This is a genomic window from Pseudomonas citronellolis, from assembly GCF_900112375.1.
GTDB lineage: Bacteria > Pseudomonadota > Gammaproteobacteria > Pseudomonadales > Pseudomonadaceae > Pseudomonas > Pseudomonas citronellolis.
Genome location: NZ_FOLS01000060.1, coordinates 1 through 16,623 on the forward strand (window position 1 = coordinate 1; position 16,623 = coordinate 16,623).

At 67.3% G+C, this 16,623-nt stretch carries 18 protein-coding genes; 13 read left to right on the top strand and 5 right to left on the bottom strand.

Annotated elements, in window-relative coordinates; translation table 11 throughout:
• Positions 1-455: 455 nt before the first annotated feature.
• The 4 genes from BM060_RS31630 to BM060_RS31645 all read right to left on the bottom strand — a co-directional run bounded on the left by BM060_RS31630 (position 456) and on the right by BM060_RS31645 (position 3,677).
• Positions 456-1,625: an MFS transporter gene (locus tag BM060_RS31630; RefSeq protein WP_135500025.1), complete on the bottom strand. Its 1,170-nt coding sequence runs from the start codon at positions 1,623-1,625 to the stop codon at positions 456-458.
• Between the two features lie 13 nt (positions 1,626-1,638).
• Positions 1,639-1,881, bottom strand: a complete 243-nt coding sequence (locus tag BM060_RS31635) for a DUF1272 domain-containing protein (protein WP_074986462.1) — start codon at positions 1,879-1,881, stop codon at positions 1,639-1,641.
• A gap of 23 nt (positions 1,882-1,904) precedes the next feature.
• Positions 1,905-2,915: a GlxA family transcriptional regulator gene (locus tag BM060_RS31640; protein ID WP_074986465.1), complete on the bottom strand. Its 1,011-nt coding sequence runs from the start codon at positions 2,913-2,915 to the stop codon at positions 1,905-1,907.
• A gap of 489 nt (positions 2,916-3,404) precedes the next feature.
• Positions 3,405-3,677: a DUF1652 domain-containing protein gene (locus BM060_RS31645; RefSeq protein WP_009619255.1), complete on the bottom strand. Its 273-nt coding sequence runs from the start codon at positions 3,675-3,677 to the stop codon at positions 3,405-3,407.
• Positions 3,678-4,029: 352 nt separating this feature from the next.
• Here BM060_RS31645 and BM060_RS31650 point away from each other — a divergent pair, with 352 nt between their 5' ends.
• From BM060_RS31650 to BM060_RS31705, 13 genes are all read left to right on the top strand, one after another.
• Positions 4,030-5,154, top strand: coding sequence for a M14 family metallopeptidase (locus tag BM060_RS31650; protein WP_074986468.1), 1,125 nt, complete (start codon positions 4,030-4,032; stop codon positions 5,152-5,154).
• Between the two features lie 62 nt (positions 5,155-5,216).
• The gene (locus tag BM060_RS33120) at positions 5,217-5,372 is read left to right on the top strand and encodes a hypothetical protein (RefSeq protein ID WP_167858400.1); all 156 of its coding nucleotides are present in this window, start codon (positions 5,217-5,219) and stop codon (positions 5,370-5,372) included.
• 246 nt (positions 5,373-5,618) lie between these two features.
• Positions 5,619-6,635 (top strand): phosphate ABC transporter substrate-binding protein PstS, encoded by a 1,017-nt coding sequence (gene pstS / locus BM060_RS31655; protein WP_074986470.1) that lies wholly within the window; start codon positions 5,619-5,621, stop codon positions 6,633-6,635.
• Between the two features lie 95 nt (positions 6,636-6,730).
• The gene (gene pstC, locus BM060_RS31660; RefSeq protein ID WP_370311616.1) at positions 6,731-7,696 is read left to right on the top strand and encodes a phosphate ABC transporter permease subunit PstC; all 966 of its coding nucleotides are present in this window, start codon (positions 6,731-6,733) and stop codon (positions 7,694-7,696) included.
• A 1-nt stretch (position 7,697) separates the two neighbouring features.
• Complete coding sequence (gene pstA, locus BM060_RS31665) at positions 7,698-8,570, top strand: phosphate ABC transporter permease PstA (RefSeq protein WP_074986475.1); 873 nt, start codon at positions 7,698-7,700, stop codon at positions 8,568-8,570.
• A complete protein-coding gene (gene pstB / locus BM060_RS31670) occupies positions 8,570-9,355 on the top strand; it encodes a phosphate ABC transporter ATP-binding protein PstB (protein WP_370686624.1) in 786 nt (261 codons plus the stop codon). The genes pstA and pstB overlap by 1 nt, the downstream gene beginning before the upstream one ends.
• 288 nt (positions 9,356-9,643) lie before the next feature.
• Positions 9,644-10,114 carry a hypothetical protein gene (locus BM060_RS31675; RefSeq protein WP_074986477.1) on the top strand — a complete coding sequence of 157 codons (471 nt, stop codon included), beginning with the start codon at positions 9,644-9,646 and terminating at the stop codon, positions 10,112-10,114.
• Positions 10,115-10,250: 136 nt separating this feature from the next.
• The gene (locus BM060_RS31680; protein ID WP_245323053.1) at positions 10,251-10,649 is read left to right on the top strand and encodes a hypothetical protein; all 399 of its coding nucleotides are present in this window, start codon (positions 10,251-10,253) and stop codon (positions 10,647-10,649) included.
• Positions 10,650-10,730: 81 nt separating this feature from the next.
• Positions 10,731-11,183: a PaaI family thioesterase gene (locus tag BM060_RS31685; protein ID WP_043266815.1), complete on the top strand. Its 453-nt coding sequence runs from the start codon at positions 10,731-10,733 to the stop codon at positions 11,181-11,183.
• 370 nt (positions 11,184-11,553) lie between these two features.
• Positions 11,554-12,468, top strand: coding sequence for a polyphosphate kinase 2 (ppk2, locus tag BM060_RS31690; RefSeq protein ID WP_043266813.1), 915 nt, complete (start codon positions 11,554-11,556; stop codon positions 12,466-12,468).
• Positions 12,469-12,845: 377 nt separating this feature from the next.
• Positions 12,846-13,115: a hypothetical protein gene (locus BM060_RS31695; protein WP_074986482.1), complete on the top strand. Its 270-nt coding sequence runs from the start codon at positions 12,846-12,848 to the stop codon at positions 13,113-13,115.
• A gap of 317 nt (positions 13,116-13,432) precedes the next feature.
• Complete coding sequence (locus tag BM060_RS31700; RefSeq protein ID WP_074986484.1) at positions 13,433-14,731, top strand: MFS transporter; 1,299 nt, start codon at positions 13,433-13,435, stop codon at positions 14,729-14,731.
• A gap of 59 nt (positions 14,732-14,790) precedes the next feature.
• Complete coding sequence (locus BM060_RS31705; protein ID WP_043316283.1) at positions 14,791-15,444, top strand: HAD family hydrolase; 654 nt, start codon at positions 14,791-14,793, stop codon at positions 15,442-15,444.
• An 855-nt stretch (positions 15,445-16,299) separates the two neighbouring features.
• Here the strand turns inward: BM060_RS31705 and BM060_RS33185 are convergent.
• Positions 16,300-16,623 (bottom strand): hypothetical protein (locus BM060_RS33185; RefSeq protein ID WP_218161397.1); only part of this gene is annotated, 324 nt, incomplete at its 5' end.

A 16,623-nucleotide genomic window follows, 5' to 3' on the forward strand; every position in this document is an offset into this window, starting at 1 on the left:
AACTGCTGCAGATTGCCTACGGCGTCCTCAAGTCGGGCCAGCCCTACAACGTGGAACTGGCCCTTGCTCGAGGCTAGGTGACACGGTATCTACGGGGGAGGAATACCGTGGCTCCCGGTAACCTGTAGGAGCGGGCCCTGCCCGCGAATCGCGCGCAGGGCGCGCTCCTACAATGGGAATGGCGCGGGTGGGGCAGCGTAGGAGCGGATCTCATCCGCGAATCGCGCCGGGATGGCCGGCTATCGCGGACAAGGTCCGCTCCTACGGGGGAGGAATACCGTGGCTCCCGGCGACCTGTAGGAGCGGGCCCTGCCCGCGATTCGCGCGCAGGGCGCGCTCCTACATGGAATGGCGCGGGTGGGGCAGCGTAGGAGCGGATCTCATCCGCGAATCGCGCCGGGATGGCCGGCTATCGCGGACAAGGTCCGCTCCTACGGGGGGAGGAATACCGTGGCTCAGGCGCTGGCCGGCTGGCGTCGGCGCGCCGGCCAGAGCAGCGCCAGGGCGAACGCCAGCACCGGCCACACCAGCAGGTTCACCGCGCTCCAGCCCAGGCTGGTGATGAGCGCGCCGGAGCTGAACGACATCAGCGCCGCCATCAGGCTGTTGCCTTGCTCCATCAGCCCCTGCGCCTGGCCGCGCTCGTCCGCGCCGTGGCCTTCGCCGAGCAGGGTGGTGCCGGCCACCAGCATCAGGTTCCAGCCCATGCCCAGCAGCAGCGAGCTGGCCAGGAAGTGGCCGTGGTCCAGGCCGGCCAGGGCCACGGCTGCGCTGGCCGCCAGCAGGGCGATGCCGAGCAGGGCCACGCGGCGGCTGCCCAGGCGGTCCACCAGCGGGCCGGCGACGAAGGCCGGGAGGAACATGCCGAGGATGTGCCACTGGATCACGCTCGCCGAGCTTTCCAGGGACAGCCCGCAGAACTGCATGGCCAGCGGCGTGGCGTTCATGATCAGGATCATCAGGCCGTGGCCGGCGGCGGTGCAGGCCATGGCCGCGCGTACCAGTGGCCGGCCGAGCAGGGCGCGCATGGCCGCCAGGCCTCCATGGGGTGGGCGAGGCGCGGCGCCTTCGCGTAGGCGCGCCATCAGCAGCAGGCCGACGAGCGCCAGCGCGGCGATGGCCAGGTAGGCGCCGACAAAGGGTGTGGGCAGCGCCGTGCGGGCCCACAGCGCCAGGCCCGGAGCTAGCAGTGCGGCCAGCACGCCGCCGCCGATCACATAGGCGCTGGCGCGACCTTTCTCTGTCTCGCCCACTGCCTCCAGGGCGGCGAAGCGGTAGTACATCGCCGAGGCCTGATAGGCGCCGATGGGCAGGGCGCCCAGGCACAGCAGCCAGAACGAGCCCAGTTGCACGCCCAGGGCGCAGGTCAGCCCGCCGAGCACGCCGCCGGCGGCGCCCAGCATCAGCCCGGGACGGCGGCCGTGGCGCTGCATGAACAGCGACAGCGGCTGCACCGCCAGCAGGTTGCCCAGCACCAGCAGGGCCAGGGGCAGGGTGGTCAGGCCGTTGAGCGGCGCCAGTTGCGCGCCGATCAGCGAGGTCAGGGTGATGCCGATCAGCGAGCACGACCAGTACAGCGCCTGGCCGAGGAACAGCAGGCGCAGCGCGCCGTTGCGCAGTAGCAGCATGTCCGCGCCCTCAGTTCCGGCAGCCGCCGGGCTTGAGCACCCGCTGCGTCGAGGCCGGGTGGCGCAGCAACGCCTCGCTCGGGCGCCGCGGCCGTTGCAGCAGTTCGCCGCCGCAGTTCGGGCACTGGCCGCCGAGCACGCCTTCGGCGCAGTCGCTGCAGAAGGTGCATTCGAAGGTGCAGGTGCGCGCGTCCGTGCTATCGGCGGGCAGGTCGCGGTCGCAACATTCGCAGTTGGGGCGCAGTTCGAGCATGGCGAGGTCCTTCTGGCTGGGGATCAGGCGTCGGTGAGCTGGCCGAAGCGTTCGGCGTATTCCTGGGGGCTGACCGCCAGGTGCTTGTGGAAGGTGCGCCGCAGGTTCTCCGGGTGGCCGAAGCCGCACAGCCGGGCCACGGTGGCGATCGACGCCCGGGCGTCCTGCAGCAGGGCGCGGGCGGCTTCCAGGCGGACCTTCTCCACGTAGCGGCCGGGCGCCACGCCCAGTTCATTGATGAACACCCGCGACAGGGTGCGTGGGCTCATGCAGGCCTGTTCGGCCAGGGCTTCCAGCGAGAGGTCGGCGCCGAGGTTGGCCGGGATCCACTCCAGCAACGCGGCCAGGCGCGGCGCGCGCACCGGCTCGGGCGTCAGCCAGGCGCTGAACTGCGCCTGGCCGCCGGGGCGCCTGAGGAACATCACCAGGCGCCGGGCCACGGCCAGGGCCAGCGGGCGGCCCAGGTCGGCCTCCACCAGCGCCAGGGCCAGGTCGATGCCGGCGGTGACCCCGGCGGAGGTGAACACATGGTCGTCGCCGTCGCGGCGGCTGGGGTCGTAGGTGTGCAGGCGGTCGCCCTGCACGTGGACTGCGGGGTGGCATTCGCGCAGGGTGTCGACGTCGGCCCAGTGGGTGGTGGCGCTGCGCCCGTCGAGTACCCCGGCGGCGGCCAGCAGCAGGGCGCCGGAACACACCGAGCCGAGGCGCCGCACCTGGCCCTCGGCGGCGCGCAGCCAGGCCAGCAGCGCGGGGTTGGCGCACTGCGCCTCCACGCCCAGGCCGCCGGGTACCAGCAGGGTGTCGAGGCTGGCTGCGTCGGTCTCGGCCCAGGCGGCGTCGGCGCAGATGCGCAGGCCGGCGGAGGTGGCCACGGGGCCTTCGTTTTCGCCCAGCACCAGCAACTCGTAGGGCGCCGGCAGGCCCTGGCGTTGGCGCTCGACGTTGGCTGAGGCGAACACCTGCAGCGGGCCGGTGACGTCCAGGCTCATCACGTCGGGGTAGATCAGGCTGGCTATGCGGCGGATGGCGGGCATGCTGGGCGACTCTTGGGGTTTGCCGGGAGTGTGCGCCGGGTGGGGAGTGGCGGCAATGACATGGGCCCCACGGATCTTGCCAATTACTCGGTGGTTTTTTGTAGGAGCGAGCTTGCTCGCGAACAGCGTTTCCTGGGATGCAGGTGTCTTGGATTGACTCCGCTCCCTCACCCCAGCCCTCTCCCAGAGGGAGAGGGAGCCGTTTGGAGCGAGCTGGAAGTTCGGCATTCTCCTGGCAGTCCCATCAGCCAGCTGCAGCCACAGGACTGCGCCGAACCCACAACCTGCAGAGGACAGCCCCCTCTCCCTTCAGGGAGAGGGGGCGGAGTTCGGCCGGACTCCGAAATAACCGGGAAACTCTGTTCGCGAGCAAGCTCGCTCCTACAACCCCGCCCCCGCTCCCGAAAATGCCCCACCGGAAATAAAAAACGCCGTTTCCCTCCCCGAGGAAAACGGCGCTTTTCAGCTCCGGGCCACAAGGCCTGGGCTTCACTCCGGCATATGCCATTCCTGCAGGTCATAGCCTTCGCGGTTCAGTTCCTCGCGGGCCTGGGTCAGCAGGTCGGCCAGGCGGGCCGGGTCGGAGTATTCGGTGCAGGGGATGCGCGTCAGGCCCAGCAGGCGGGTGCCGGTGCGGTCGAGCACGGACAGGTCGAGGCTGCCGTCGCCGCCGGACTGGTCGATCCAGGTGACGCAGTGGAAGGGTTGGAAGGCTCGTCCGGTGATCAGCAGAGCCTCGTTGAAACGAAGGGTCGCGTTCATGGTGGTTACACTCTCTGCGCAGGTCATCCATTGCTCTGTTAAGGGGACGGCGCTTCACTGATCCGTCCGATCTGTACAGCCCATTGACACCGCGAGCCGCGTAAAAAGTCACAACGCCTGTCGCTTTTGTGCACAAGGTTGTCGCATTGGAAGCGGGAAAATTGCCGGCAATATGCCGGGAAACGGCGGCAAATGGCCCTGCCATGCGGCTTGCAGCGGAGCGACGGGGTGCGCCGATGCGCCGCAGGGGCCGCGTGCCCTTGGGCCGGCTTTTCCACGGCCAATTCGTGACAGCCGGGGCTGGGCGCCGCAAGATAGGGGCTTTGCATCCGCTTTTGCCTGAGGAGGATTCATGGAGATTCGCTGCGACTTCGACAGCGGCAACATCCAGGTGCTGGATGCCAGCGACCCGCAGGACGTGCGCCTGGCCCTGCGCCCGGACCTGAACAGCCCGCACTTCCAGTGGTTCCACTTCTGCGCCGACGGCCTGACCCCGGGCCAGCGCTACACCTTCAACCTGACCAACGCAGGGCACTCCAGCTACACCGGCGGCTGGCCGGGCTACCGCGCGCTGGCCTCCTACGACCAGCGCGACTGGTTCCGAGTGGACAGCAGCTACGACGGCCAGTCCCTGCGCTTCAGCCTCGACGCCGAGCAGCCCCGGGCCTGGTTCGCCTACTTCGAGCCCTACAGCCGCGAGCGCCATGCCGCGCTGGTGCGCCAGGCCATCGAGCAGGCCGGCGCCGAGCTGGTGGCCACCGGGCGCAGCATCGAGGGCCGCGACATCCCGCTGCTGCGCATCCGCCGCAACCCGCAGGCCACGCGCAAGCTGTGGCTGATCGCCCAGCAGCACCCCGGCGAGCACATGGCCGAGTGGTTCATGGAAGGCCTGATCGAGCGCCTGCAGCAGAAGGATGCGGAACTCGACTACCTGCTGCAGCACGCCGAGCTGTACCTGGTGCCGAACATGAACCCCGACGGCGCCTTCCGCGGCCACCTGCGCACCAACGCCGCCGGCACCGACCTCAACCGCGCCTGGGCCTCGCCCAGCGCCGAGACCAGCCCGGAAGTGCTGTTCGTCCAGGCGCACATGCGCCAGCAGGGCGTCGACCTGTTCCTCGACATCCACGGCGACGAGGAAATCCCCTACGTGTTCGCCGCCGGCTGCGAAGGCAACCCCGGCTACAGCGAGCGCCAGGCCTACCTCGAAGCGGAGTTCCGCAAGCGCCTGGAGGAACGCGGCGAGTTCCAGAGCCTGCATGGCTACCCGCGCAGCGCGCCGGGCAAGGCCAACATGACGCTGGCCTGCAACCACGTCGGCGAAACCTACCAGTGCCTGGCACTGACCCTGGAGATGCCGTTCAAGGACCACGACCTAGCCCCGGACGCCCGCGCCGGCTGGAGCGGCGCGCGCGCCAAGCGCCTGGCCGGCGCGGTGCTCTCGACCCTGTCGAGCCTGGTGGAGGAACTGCGCTGACTGGAATCTTCGCCGCCGCGTGCCAGTCTAAAGCAGTGAGGAACTTGCATGCGGAGGTGTCCATGTACAGGACGCGCAAGCTGTTGACCCCCCAGGAGATCGAGGACCTGCAGGAACGCATGGAGGCCATGGAGGAACTGGACTTCCGCGAACGCCGCGAAGTCCGCAAGAACCGCACGGGCGAGCATCGCCCGCGCCTGGCCGCGACGCCGGCCTGACCGGCGCGCCCCGCACCCTGCCGTCGCTTCCCGCGCGGCCGGGTGCGCGCAAGGCACATGCCCTGGCAGCCCTGGCCGGGCCGAGTTACCGGGGGAGGGCGGACACCCGCGCGGCCATTAAGTTGCCAGTACTCGGATTATTAATCTCGCTGTCATAAAGCGTACATATTCACGGCATTAAATCATCACGTCTTCTAACCAACCGGGGACTTCCCGGACTTCCTCCCATATTGAGGTATTGACGTGATGCTGCTCAGCAAAACCCGCTTGTCCGTCCTGCTGGCTTCCATGGCCCTGACCGGCCTGGCCCATGCCACTGATGTCACCGGCGCCGGCTCCAGCTTCGTTTACCCGGTGCTGTCGAAGTGGTCCCAGGAATACAGCAAGTCTTCCAGCAATCGCATCAACTACCAGTCCATCGGCTCCGGCGGCGGCATCGCCCAGATCAAGGCCGCCACCGTCGACTTCGGCGCCTCCGACGCCCCGCTGTCGGCCGACGACCTCAAGGCCACCGGCCTGGGCCAGTTCCCCAGCGTGATCGGCGGCATCGTGCCGGTGGTCAACCTGGACGGCGTCGAGCCGGGCAAGCTGCACCTGGACGGTGAAACCCTGGCCAAGATCTTCCTCGGCAGCATCACCGACTGGAACGACCCGGCCATCGCCGCGCTGAACCCCGAGCTGAAACTGCCGGCCACCAAGATCACCGTGGTCCGCCGTTCCGACGGTTCGGGCACCTCCTACAACTTCACCAACTACCTGTCCAAGGTCAGCCCGGAGTGGAAGGACAAGATCGGCTTCGGCACCACCGTACCCTGGCCGGTCGGCATGGGCGGCAAGGGCAACGAAGGCGTCTCCGCCTACGTCAAGCAGATCAAGAACTCCATCGGCTACGTCGAGTACGCCTACGCCCTGCAGAACAAGATGGCCTACGCCTCGCTGAAGAACGCCGCCGGCAAGTTCGTGCAGCCCAACACCAAGAGCTTCCAGGCTGCCGCCGACACCGCCGACTGGGCCAACGCCAAGGACTTCAACCTGCTGATGACCAACGCCCCGGGCGACACCGCGTGGCCGATCACCGCCACCACCTGGATCATCATGTACAAGCAACCGAAGAACGCGGAACAGGCCCAGGCCGCCTTCCACTTCTTCAAGTGGTCCCTGGAGAACGGCCAGCAGCAGGCCGCCGCCCTGGACTACGTGGCGCTGCCGGACTCCCTGGTCAAGCGCATCGAAGGCTACTGGAAGTCGGACTTCGCCCGCTGATCGGGTGAATGACCAGGACCGCCGCCCGGAACCCCGTGCGGCGGTTCGCTTGCTTGGATGAACCGATGTCTACCGAATCCTCACCGTCCCTCGCCATGCCCAACCTGAAGGCCGCCGAAGCCGAAGACCGCGCCCAGCGCGACCAGCGCCACGACCGCTGGTTCCGCAACGCCATGTTCGGCTCCGCGATCCTGGTCCTGCTGCTGCTCGCCGGCGTCGCCGGCTCCACCCTGTGGGGCGGCAGCCTGGCCTTCTCGCACTTCGGCCTGGACTTCCTCACCAGCACCGAATGGGATGCGGTGAACAACAAATTCGGCGCCCTGGTACCGATCTACGGGACCCTGGTCACCTCCTTCCTGGCGCTGCTGATCGCCGTACCGGTCAGCTTCGGCATCGCCATCTTCCTCACCGAGCTGGCGCCGCCGTGGCTGCGCATGCCGGTGGCCGCGGCCGTCGAGCTGCTGGCCGGCATCCCCTCGATCATCTACGGCATGTGGGGCCTGTTCGTCTTCGGCCCGTTCATGGCTCAGCACATCGCCCCCTGGCTGAACGACTACCTGGGCGCGCTGCCGCTGATCGGCGGCCTGTTCCAGGGCCCGCCGTTGGGCATCGGCATGCTCAGCGCCGGCATCGTCCTGGCGATCATGATCATCCCCTTCATCACCTCGGTGATGAACGAAGTGTTCAACAGCGTGCCGACCACCCTGAAGGAATCGGCCTACGCCCTGGGCAACACCACCTGGGAAGTGGTCTGGGACATCGTCCTGCCCTACACCCGCTCGGCGGTGGTCGGCGGCATCTTCCTCGGCCTCGGCCGCGCCCTGGGCGAGACCATGGCGGTGACCTTCGTGCTGGGCAACTCGCAGCACTTCTCCGCCTCGTTGCTGATGCCCAGCAGCTCCATCGCCTCGGTGATCGCCAACGAGTTCAACGAGGCCTACACCGACCTGCACCGCTCCTCGCTGATCGCCCTGGGCTTCCTGCTCTTCGTGGTCACCTTCATCGTTCTCGCCGCCGCTCGCCTGATGCTGCTGCGCCTGGCCCAGAAGGAGGGCAAGTGACATGGCCGGCAACGAAAGCCTGTACCGCACCCGCGCGTTCAAGAACCGCGCCGCCATGGTGCTCAGCTGCGGCGCCACCCTGTTCGGCCTGATGTGGCTGGCGTGGATCCTGCTGACCACCATCAGCCACGGCATCGAGGCGCTGAACCTCAACCTGTTCACCAAGATGACGCCGCCGCCGGGGGCCGAGGGCGGCCTGGCCAACGCCTTCTACGGCAGCGTGCTGATGAGCGCGCTGGCGCTGCTGATCGGCACCCCGATCGGCCTGATGGCGGGCATCTGGCTGGCCGAATACGCCCGCCACACCCGCATGGGCACCGTGGTGCGCTTCATCAACGACATCCTGCTGTCGGCGCCGTCCATCGTCCTGGGCCTGTTCGTCTACACCAGCGTGATCCTGCCGCTGAACTACCTCACCGACCACCGCGTGGGCTTCTCCGCCATCGCCGGCGCCCTGGCCCTGGCCCTGCTGGTGATCCCGGTGGTGGTGCGGACCACCGACGAAATGCTCCAGCTGCAGCCGACCACCATGCGCGAAGCCGCGCTGGCCCTGGGCGTGCCGCAATGGAAGCTGACCCTGCAGATCGTCCTGCGCGCCGCCCGCGCCGGGGTGATCACCGGCATCCTCCTGGCCCTGGCGCGCATCACCGGCGAAACCGCGCCGCTGCTGTTCACCGCCTTCGGCAACCAGTTCTGGAGCAGCGACCTGCTCAAACCCATGGCCAGCGTGCCCGTCGTGGTCTTCCAGTACGCCATGAGCCCCTTCAGCGACTGGAACGCCCTGGCCTGGGCCGGCGCCCTGGTGCTGACCCTCTTCGTACTGCTGCTCAGCCTCACCTCCCGTCTCATCCTTCTGCGCAATAGGGCATCCTGATGACTGCCATGACCACCGCCATCGCCGCCGAACGCACCAAGATCCGCGTTCGCGACCTGGAGTTCTTCTACGGCGAGCACCGTTCGCTCAAGTCCATCAACATGGACATCCCGGAGAAGTGCATCACCGCCATCATCGGTCCGTCCGGCTGCGGCAAGTCGACCCTGCTGCGCATCTTCAACCGCATCTACTCCCTGTACCCGAAGCAGGAAGCGCGCGGCGAGGTGCTGCTCAACGGCGAGAACATCCTCGCCCCCGGCTACTCCATGAACCGCCTGCGCAGCCAGGTGGGCATGGTGTTCCAGAAGCCGGTGCCGTTCCCGATGACCATCTACGAGAACATCGCCTACGCCGTGCGCCACCACGAAAAGGTCAACCGCCGCGAGATGGACGACCGCGTCGAGCAGGCCCTGCGCGGCGCGGCCCTGTGGGACGAAGTGAAAGACAAGCTGAACGCCAGCGCCCAGGGCCTCTCCGGCGGCCAGCAGCAGCGCCTGTGCATCGCCCGCACCATCGCGCTCAAGCCCCAGGTGCTGCTGCTCGACGAACCGACCTCGGCGCTGGACCCGATCTCCACCGGGCGCATCGAGCAGCTGATCACCGAACTCAAGCAGGAGTTCACCGTGGTCATCGTCACCCACAACATGCAGCAGGCGGCGCGTTGCTCGGACTACACCGCCTTCATGTTCCTCGGCGACCTGATCGAGTTCGGCGACACCGACACCCTGTTCACCAAGCCGGCCAAGGAGCAGACCGAGGACTACATCACCGGTCGCTTCGGCTGATCGCCCCGGCGTTCACCCGACGCCCGCCACGGTGCAAGCCGTGGTGGGCGTTTTTCGTTATGGATTCCGGCAACCCCTTGCCACCCACGGCAGACGCTTGCCGACGGCAGGCTCTTCGTAGGAGCGAGCTTGCTCGCGAACCGCACGGCAACGTCGCAACCGGGAAAGCCCGTTCGCGAGCAAGCTCGCTCCTACAGGGGAGGGCGACGCCGTTATGACCGCCGGCTGGCATACTGGCGTGTTTCTTGCCCGATACCAGCTTCCCCCTTCGGCACGGGAGACCTGCCCATGAACATCATCGACGGCCTGAGTGGCATCAGCCTGGCGACCAAGCTGGTGCGCGGCGTGGTCGCCGGCGCCAGCGAGTTCGCCAGCTACCTGGCCAACGCCAGCAGCGCGAGCGCGACGACGAGCGGTACGAGCGAGGCGCCCTCCGGCGCGGTAGCATCCTCCGGCGGCGCCGCGCAGAGTGGCGGCGGCCCCCTGGACGAATTCCTCGCCTACATGAAGCTCAGCCCCGGCGAAAAACTGCGGCACAGCGTCATGCAGGACATGGACATCACCCAGGAACAGCTCGACGCCATGCCCGCCGAGGACCGCGAGCGCATCGAGAACGAAATAGCCCAGCGCATCAGGGAAAAGATCACGCAGCAGGCCGACTCCGGCAGCCAGCCGGTCGCACCCACTGCCACTCCGGTGGCCCTGAAGCAGATGTATGGCGTCGAACGAACCCAGCCCAGCCTCGATCTCCTCGGCTGACCCCGCCCCGGCCGGCCCTCGCGCCGGCCTCAAGCCTTGTATCGGAACCGATACGGGACGCTACCCGATGCTGGCTGCATCGCTGAACTCCCTTGCCTAGACTGCGGTCTTCCGCAGTGAACCCACGTTTGTGCACATGTCTTCCATGCAATCCCACAGCAGACTCATCAGCCACGTTCCCCGGCACCTGATCCAGCAGGCCGTGGCGAAGAAGGTCGGGCGCGGCTGGCGCGCCGATTTCAACGTTGCGGTGTGGCTGCACCTAGCCACCGCCGGCGACGCCCAGGTGACACTGAAAGTCAGCTACCAGGACGGCGAGACCGTCCGCGAGCAACTGATCGACCGCGGCCGCGTCGGCTTCAACCAGCGCATCCTGCTGTGCGGCATCGCGCGCCTGGAATACAACCAGGCCATCGAATCCATGAGCCTGTCGCTGCTGTGCGAGGAACCGATCCAGACGCTGATGGTGGACGAGTTGTTCGTCCAGGCGGTGGAATTGCAGCGCGACGGCGAGCGCAGCCGCAAGCGGCGCTGAAGATTCATCCCAAGGAGTGATACGCCAGGGCCGGCCGATGCGCTGAAATGATCCTGCCCGTCAACTTCCACCGGATGGCCCATGAGCTTCGACCCTTCGCACCTGCAGTCCTACACCGAATACCGTGGCATCGAGATTCCCTTTCTCGACCACCTGAAGTTCCGCTACCAGCCGGCCGGCGCCGGCGAGCACGATGGCCACCTGGTGCTGCGCGTGGAGCGCGAACACCTCAACGGCTGGCGCAACGCCCACGGCGGCGTGCTCATGAGCCTGCTCGACGTGGCCATGGCCCTGGCCTGCAGCCATGCCGACGAGGAAGGCCGCGGCTGCGTGACCGTCGAGATGAAGACCAGCTTCCTGCGCCCCGGCGGCGACGTCGGCGAAGTGCTTGAAGCCTTCGGCCAGGTCCGCCACCGCACCCGCTCTATCGCCTTCTGCGAAGCCGAAGTCCGCAACGCCGCGGGCGAAACCGTGGCCACCGCCAGCGGCACCTTCAAGTACCAGAACAAACAGCGCCCGGTGATCGACGCCTGAGCCTGCGCCCCGGAATGACTGTAGGAGCGGGCCCTGCCCGCGATTCGCGCGCAGGGCGCGCTCCTACGGGGATCACCTTGATCGACGCAGCGGAGCGGACCTTGTCCGCGATAGCCGGACGCTCCGGCGCGATTCGCGGATGAGATCCGCTCCTACAACGTGCACCCCGTAGGAGCGGACTCCGTCCGCGATTCCCTCCCATGGCACCCTGCCATCCCCAACCGCTCTGGCCCGCAGGTTTTCGTGAGGCGAAAGGCGCTTTTGTCATGATTCTGTCATCAGTCGTAACTACATTTTTCTGTCATGAAAATGTCACGACTGAGTGACGGAGCCAGTGACGGCCCATACCGACCTTGCGAGTGCTGACCCCATGCTGCTCAACGACAAGACCCTGCCCCAGCGCATCCGCCAGGAGGCGCTCGACGACCGCGACGAGGAACTCGAGCTCGACTGGCAGGAGCTCTACGACCTCGACGGCCTGCGCGCCGACACCCTGGAAAACTTCGAACAGCACCTGCTGCGCCAGCGCTACTTCGGCGAACTGTTCCGCCTGCAGGGCGAACTGGTGAAGCTGCAGAACTGGGTGGTCAAGACCGGGCACAAGCTGGTGGTGCTCTTCGAAGGCCGCGACGCGGCGGGCAAGGGCGGGGTGATCAAGCGCATCACCCAGCGCCTCAACCCCCGCGTGTGCCGGGTGGCCGCATTGCCGGCGCCGAACGACCGCGAGCGCACCCAGTGGTACTTCCAGCGCTACGTCTCGCACCTGCCGGCGGCGGGGGAGATCGTGCTGTTCGACCGCAGCTGGTACAACCGCGCCGGTGTCGAGCGGGTGATGGGCTTCTGCAACGACGAGCAGTACGAGGAATTCTTCCGCAGCGTGCCGGAGTTCGAGCGCATGCTGGCGCGCTCGGGTATCCAGTTGGTCAAGTACTGGTTCTCGATTACCGACGAGGAGCAGCACCTGCGCTTCCTCAGCCGCATCCACGATCCGCTCAAGCAATGGAAGCTCAGCCCCATGGACCTGGAATCGCGGCGCCGTTGGGAGGCCTACACCAAGGCCAAGGAAACCATGCTCGAACGCACCCACATCGCCGAGGCGCCCTGGTGGGTGGTGCAGGCGGACGACAAGAGGCGCGCGCGGCTGAACTGCATCCACCACCTGCTCGGCCAGGTGCCCTACGAAGAAGTGGCGCACAAGCCCATCGAACTGCCGGCACGCCAGCGCCACGCCGACTACGTGCGCATTCCCACTCCGGCGGAAATGCTGGTGCCGGAGCAATATTGAGTCCAGGCCTGGCGTAGGGCGGATAACGTTCCACGTTATCCGCCGTTTGACCTCGCTCGCCGGCCGCTCGGTGGCGAGCTTGGCACTGGTCACGCATTCCCCCGGCCCGACCGAGGCAGTGTCGATGAGAAAGGTGAGGCGGCGTATAACCGCGAACGGTTATACGCCCTACGCCAGGCTCGACCTTCGCGTAGGGCGGATAACGTTCGACGTTATCCGCCGTTTGACCTCGGCCACCGGCTCACTCGGTGTTGAGCCCGACCTTGGCCACCGGTCCGCTCGCTGCTGAACCTGGCATTACCACCCCGACCAGCGGCCCCCTACCCAGGCGACGACCTGCGCCTTCCCGTAATAAATGCGTGGCTATGCTTGGGCCCATGGACATCCGGATCGAACAGACCGATGGTGATCCGCCCGCATGGAAGGTCTTCCTGGGGACGTTCTTCATCGTATGCGCCAGTGAAGACGAAGCCTCAGCCTGCGCCGAAGCCGCGCGCCGCTACGTCAGCGCCAACCCCGCCATCCACTGCGACCCGCCCAGCCCGCCGGCGGCCGTGGCGCCCCTGCGCGCCGGCTGCCGCCCACCCAGCGGCACCGAACTGGAGGCCTGGGAGCTGCGCTGGCCGGAGCGCTACCTGGGCACCTGAGCGCCACGCCAGGCAAACCCACCCATGCCATGCCTGAATCCCGACCTGCCGCCGAGGCCCCGCCCATCACCTTCTCGCGCCGGACTCTTGCCGGAGATGAGCAGATTTCCGACAGTGCTGCCTCGCCCTTGCCGTAGCTGATTTCCGCAATTGCGCCGAGCGTTGTGGGACTTGACCCCAGGGGTTCGCCGCGTGCGCCGGCGGTCAAGTTCTGCACGGCGCGCCACCCCTAAGATCGCCCCCTTGCGCCGCCGGACGACGCCTTGCCGTACACCGGCCGCACCCACGACAAGAACAACCAATGGGGGACCACCACCATGCAGATTCGAACCGGCGGCTGGACGGCCCGGCAGCGCTGGCGCATCCAGATCTTCGCCATCACCTGGCTGGCCTACGCCGCCTTCTACTTCACCCGCAAGGCCTTCTCCGTGGCCAAGCTCGGCATCGGCGAAGACCCCGGCTTCGTCCTCGACAAGGCGGCCATGGCCGACCTGGACGCCCTCTACCTCGCTGCCTACGCCGTGGGCCAGTTCGTTTGGGGCAGCTTCGCCGACCGCTTCGGTCCGCGCGTGGTGGTGGGCGGCGGGCTGTTCGTCTCGGCCCTGGCGGCGCTGGCCATGGGCACCTTCGCCACCGTGCCGATCTTCGCCACCTGCATGGTCGTCCAGGGCCTGGCGCAGTCCACCGGCTGGTCGGGGCTGTGCAAGAACATGGGCGGCTTCTTCTCCACCGCCGAGCGCGGCCGCGCCATGGGCTACTGGAGCACCTGCTACGCCTTCGGCGGCCTGGTGGCCACGCCCTTCGTCGGCTGGTGCGCCTACCAGCTCAGCAACGACTGGCAGGTGGCCTTCACCGCCTCCGCCGGCGTGGTGCTGGCCGTGGGCTGCCTGTTCCTGCTGCTGCAGCGCAACCGCCCGGAAGACGTCGGCCTGCCGCCAGCGGACGACGAACAGGAGCCGCAGGCGCAAGCTACCACCGGCCTGTGGGACTCACTGCGCCAGGTGCTGCGTAACCGCACCGTGCTGGTCCTGGGGCTGGCCTACTTCCTGCTCAAGCCGGCGCGCTATGCCATCCTGTTCTGGGGCCCGGTGATCATCTACGAGCGCATGCCGGAGATCGGCAAGGTCGCCGCCGCCGTCGTCCCCACCGCCTTCGAGGTTGCCGGCCTGCTCGGGCCCATCCTCATCGGCCTGGCCTCGGACCGGCTGTTCGGCGCCCGGCGCATGCCCGCCTGCGTGCTCAGCCTGCTGGCGCTGGCGGCGTGCCTGGCGCTGTTCACCCCAGTGCTGCTCAGCGGCAACCTGTACCTGGTGGTGGGGCTGCTGTTCCTCATGGGCGTCACCCTCTACGGTCCCGACTCGATGATCAGCGGCGCCGCCGCCATCGACTTCGGCACCCGCCAGGCCGCCGGCACCGCCACCGGCTTCGTCAACGGCTGCGGTTCGGTGGGGGCGATCCTCGGAGGCCTGCTGCCCGGCTATTTCGACACCTTCTCGGTGTTCATCCTCTTCACCTGCGCCGCGCTGACCGCCTGCCTGCTGCTGGTGCCGTTCTGGCACAGCCTCCCGCAGGGGAGGGCAGGCGCAGTACCCGCCGCCAGCCTGCAAGCCCGCTGAGCCACCACCGGGCCGTTCGCGGCCCGGCCAGCATTCCCGACTAAACAAGGAGAACGCCCATGGCCCTCGCACTCTTCGACCTGGACGACACCCTCATCGACGGCGACTGCGCCAGCCTGTGGAGCCGGCACATGGCCGACCTGGGCTGGGTGGAAGGCGACGCCTTCGTCCGCCACGAACGGGCACTCATGGCCCTGTACGCCGAAGGCCGGCTGGCGATGGAAGACTACATGGCCTTCACCCTGGCGCCCCTGGCCGGGCGCACCGCCGAAGCCGTCGCCGCGGCGGTCGAACCCTTCGTCACGGAAGTCATAGGCCCCTGCATCCGCTTCGACGCCATGGGCTGCCTGAACCAGCACCGCGAAGCCGGCGACCGCCTGCTGGTCATCTCCGCCTCGGCGCACTTCCTGGTCGCCAGCATCGCCGCCCGCCTGGGCGTGGCCGAAGTCCTGGCCATCGACCTGGAACAGCACCAAGGCACCTACAGCGGCCGCACCCAGGGCACCCTGACCTACCGCGAAGGCAAGGTCACCCGCCTGCAAGCCTGGCTGCAAGAGCAGGGCGAAAGCCTGGCCGGCGCCCACTTCTACTCCGACTCCCGCAACGACCTGCCGCTGCTATCCCTGGTGCAAAACCCCCGAGCAGTAAACCCCGACCCAGCCCTGCGCTACCACGCCGAAACAGCCGGCTGGCCGATCCTCGACTGGCGCTGAAAAATCCCACCGCCACTTAAAGGCGGCTCTAGCGCTGCAGGCTGATACCGACCCTCCCGCCCACACCAAACGGCCCCCTCTCCCTTCAGGGAGAGGGCTGGGGAGAGGGAGCGGAGTAACCCCTAAACACCGCAATCACCGGCAAACACCACCCACAAGCAAGCCCCTACAACCCAGCACGTCACACCGCCCCCCTTGTAGGAGCGCGCCCTGCGCGCGAATCGCGGGCAGGGCCCGCTCCTACAGGTCGGCACCGCCCCTCCCCACCACGCCGAACGACTTCCTCTCCCTCTGGGAGAGGGCCGGGGTGAGGGCGCGGAGCAATCCCAAACACCACAATCACCGGCAAACACCACCCACAAGCAAGCCCCTACAACCCAGCACGTCACACCGCGCCCTTGTAGGAGCGCGCCCTGCGCGCGAATCGTTACGGCACGGCTTCTCGTAGGAGCGAGCTTGCTCGCGAACCGCATGGCACCGCCGTTGTTCGCGAGCAAGCTCGCTCCTACAAACAATCCCCTACCTCAACCGCCGAGCCCACTCCCGCCAACCCGCCCGTACTTCAGCAGACCCCCGCACCACCCGCGGCAACTCTGCCATGTTCACCCACAACTGCCCCTGCCAATCCAGCACCCGCACACCCTGCCGCCCCCAGCTCAGGCACAACTGCCGCGGCCCGCCATCGCCGCCCTGACAACGCACCACATGCGCACTGATCCACCGCCGCTATTTTTCCCTGCAATCTCCCCGGCTCATTCGCCGCCTACGTAATTTTCAGCTTCCGCCATCAGCAATTGCTAAGAAATGAAGCTCTATATACCGATGAGGTCCGAACTGCATGAGGAGTGGCTCCCGCTACTTCACACCACTGAGCTTGAGCAGGCCCACAAGTAGAAACAACCATGCTGAACCCACGAGCAGAAGGCTGCCTGAAATGAGCATGAGTCGCCTGATATCAGGTGGAAAATTACGTAGGTCTTCGGGGCTCAGATGGCCACGACGAATATTGATTCTTGTCAGTAGGAACATGAAACCCGCTGTGCTGGCGACCTGCATGCAGCGCGAGCGGAAACTGGAGCCCGCCCATATTCGGTTGTAATTATTGACGCCAGGACTATTGGGAAACGCAGCGAGGATCCGCTCATAGTGGCGGTGCGTTGTATAGGCCAGGACCGCTGC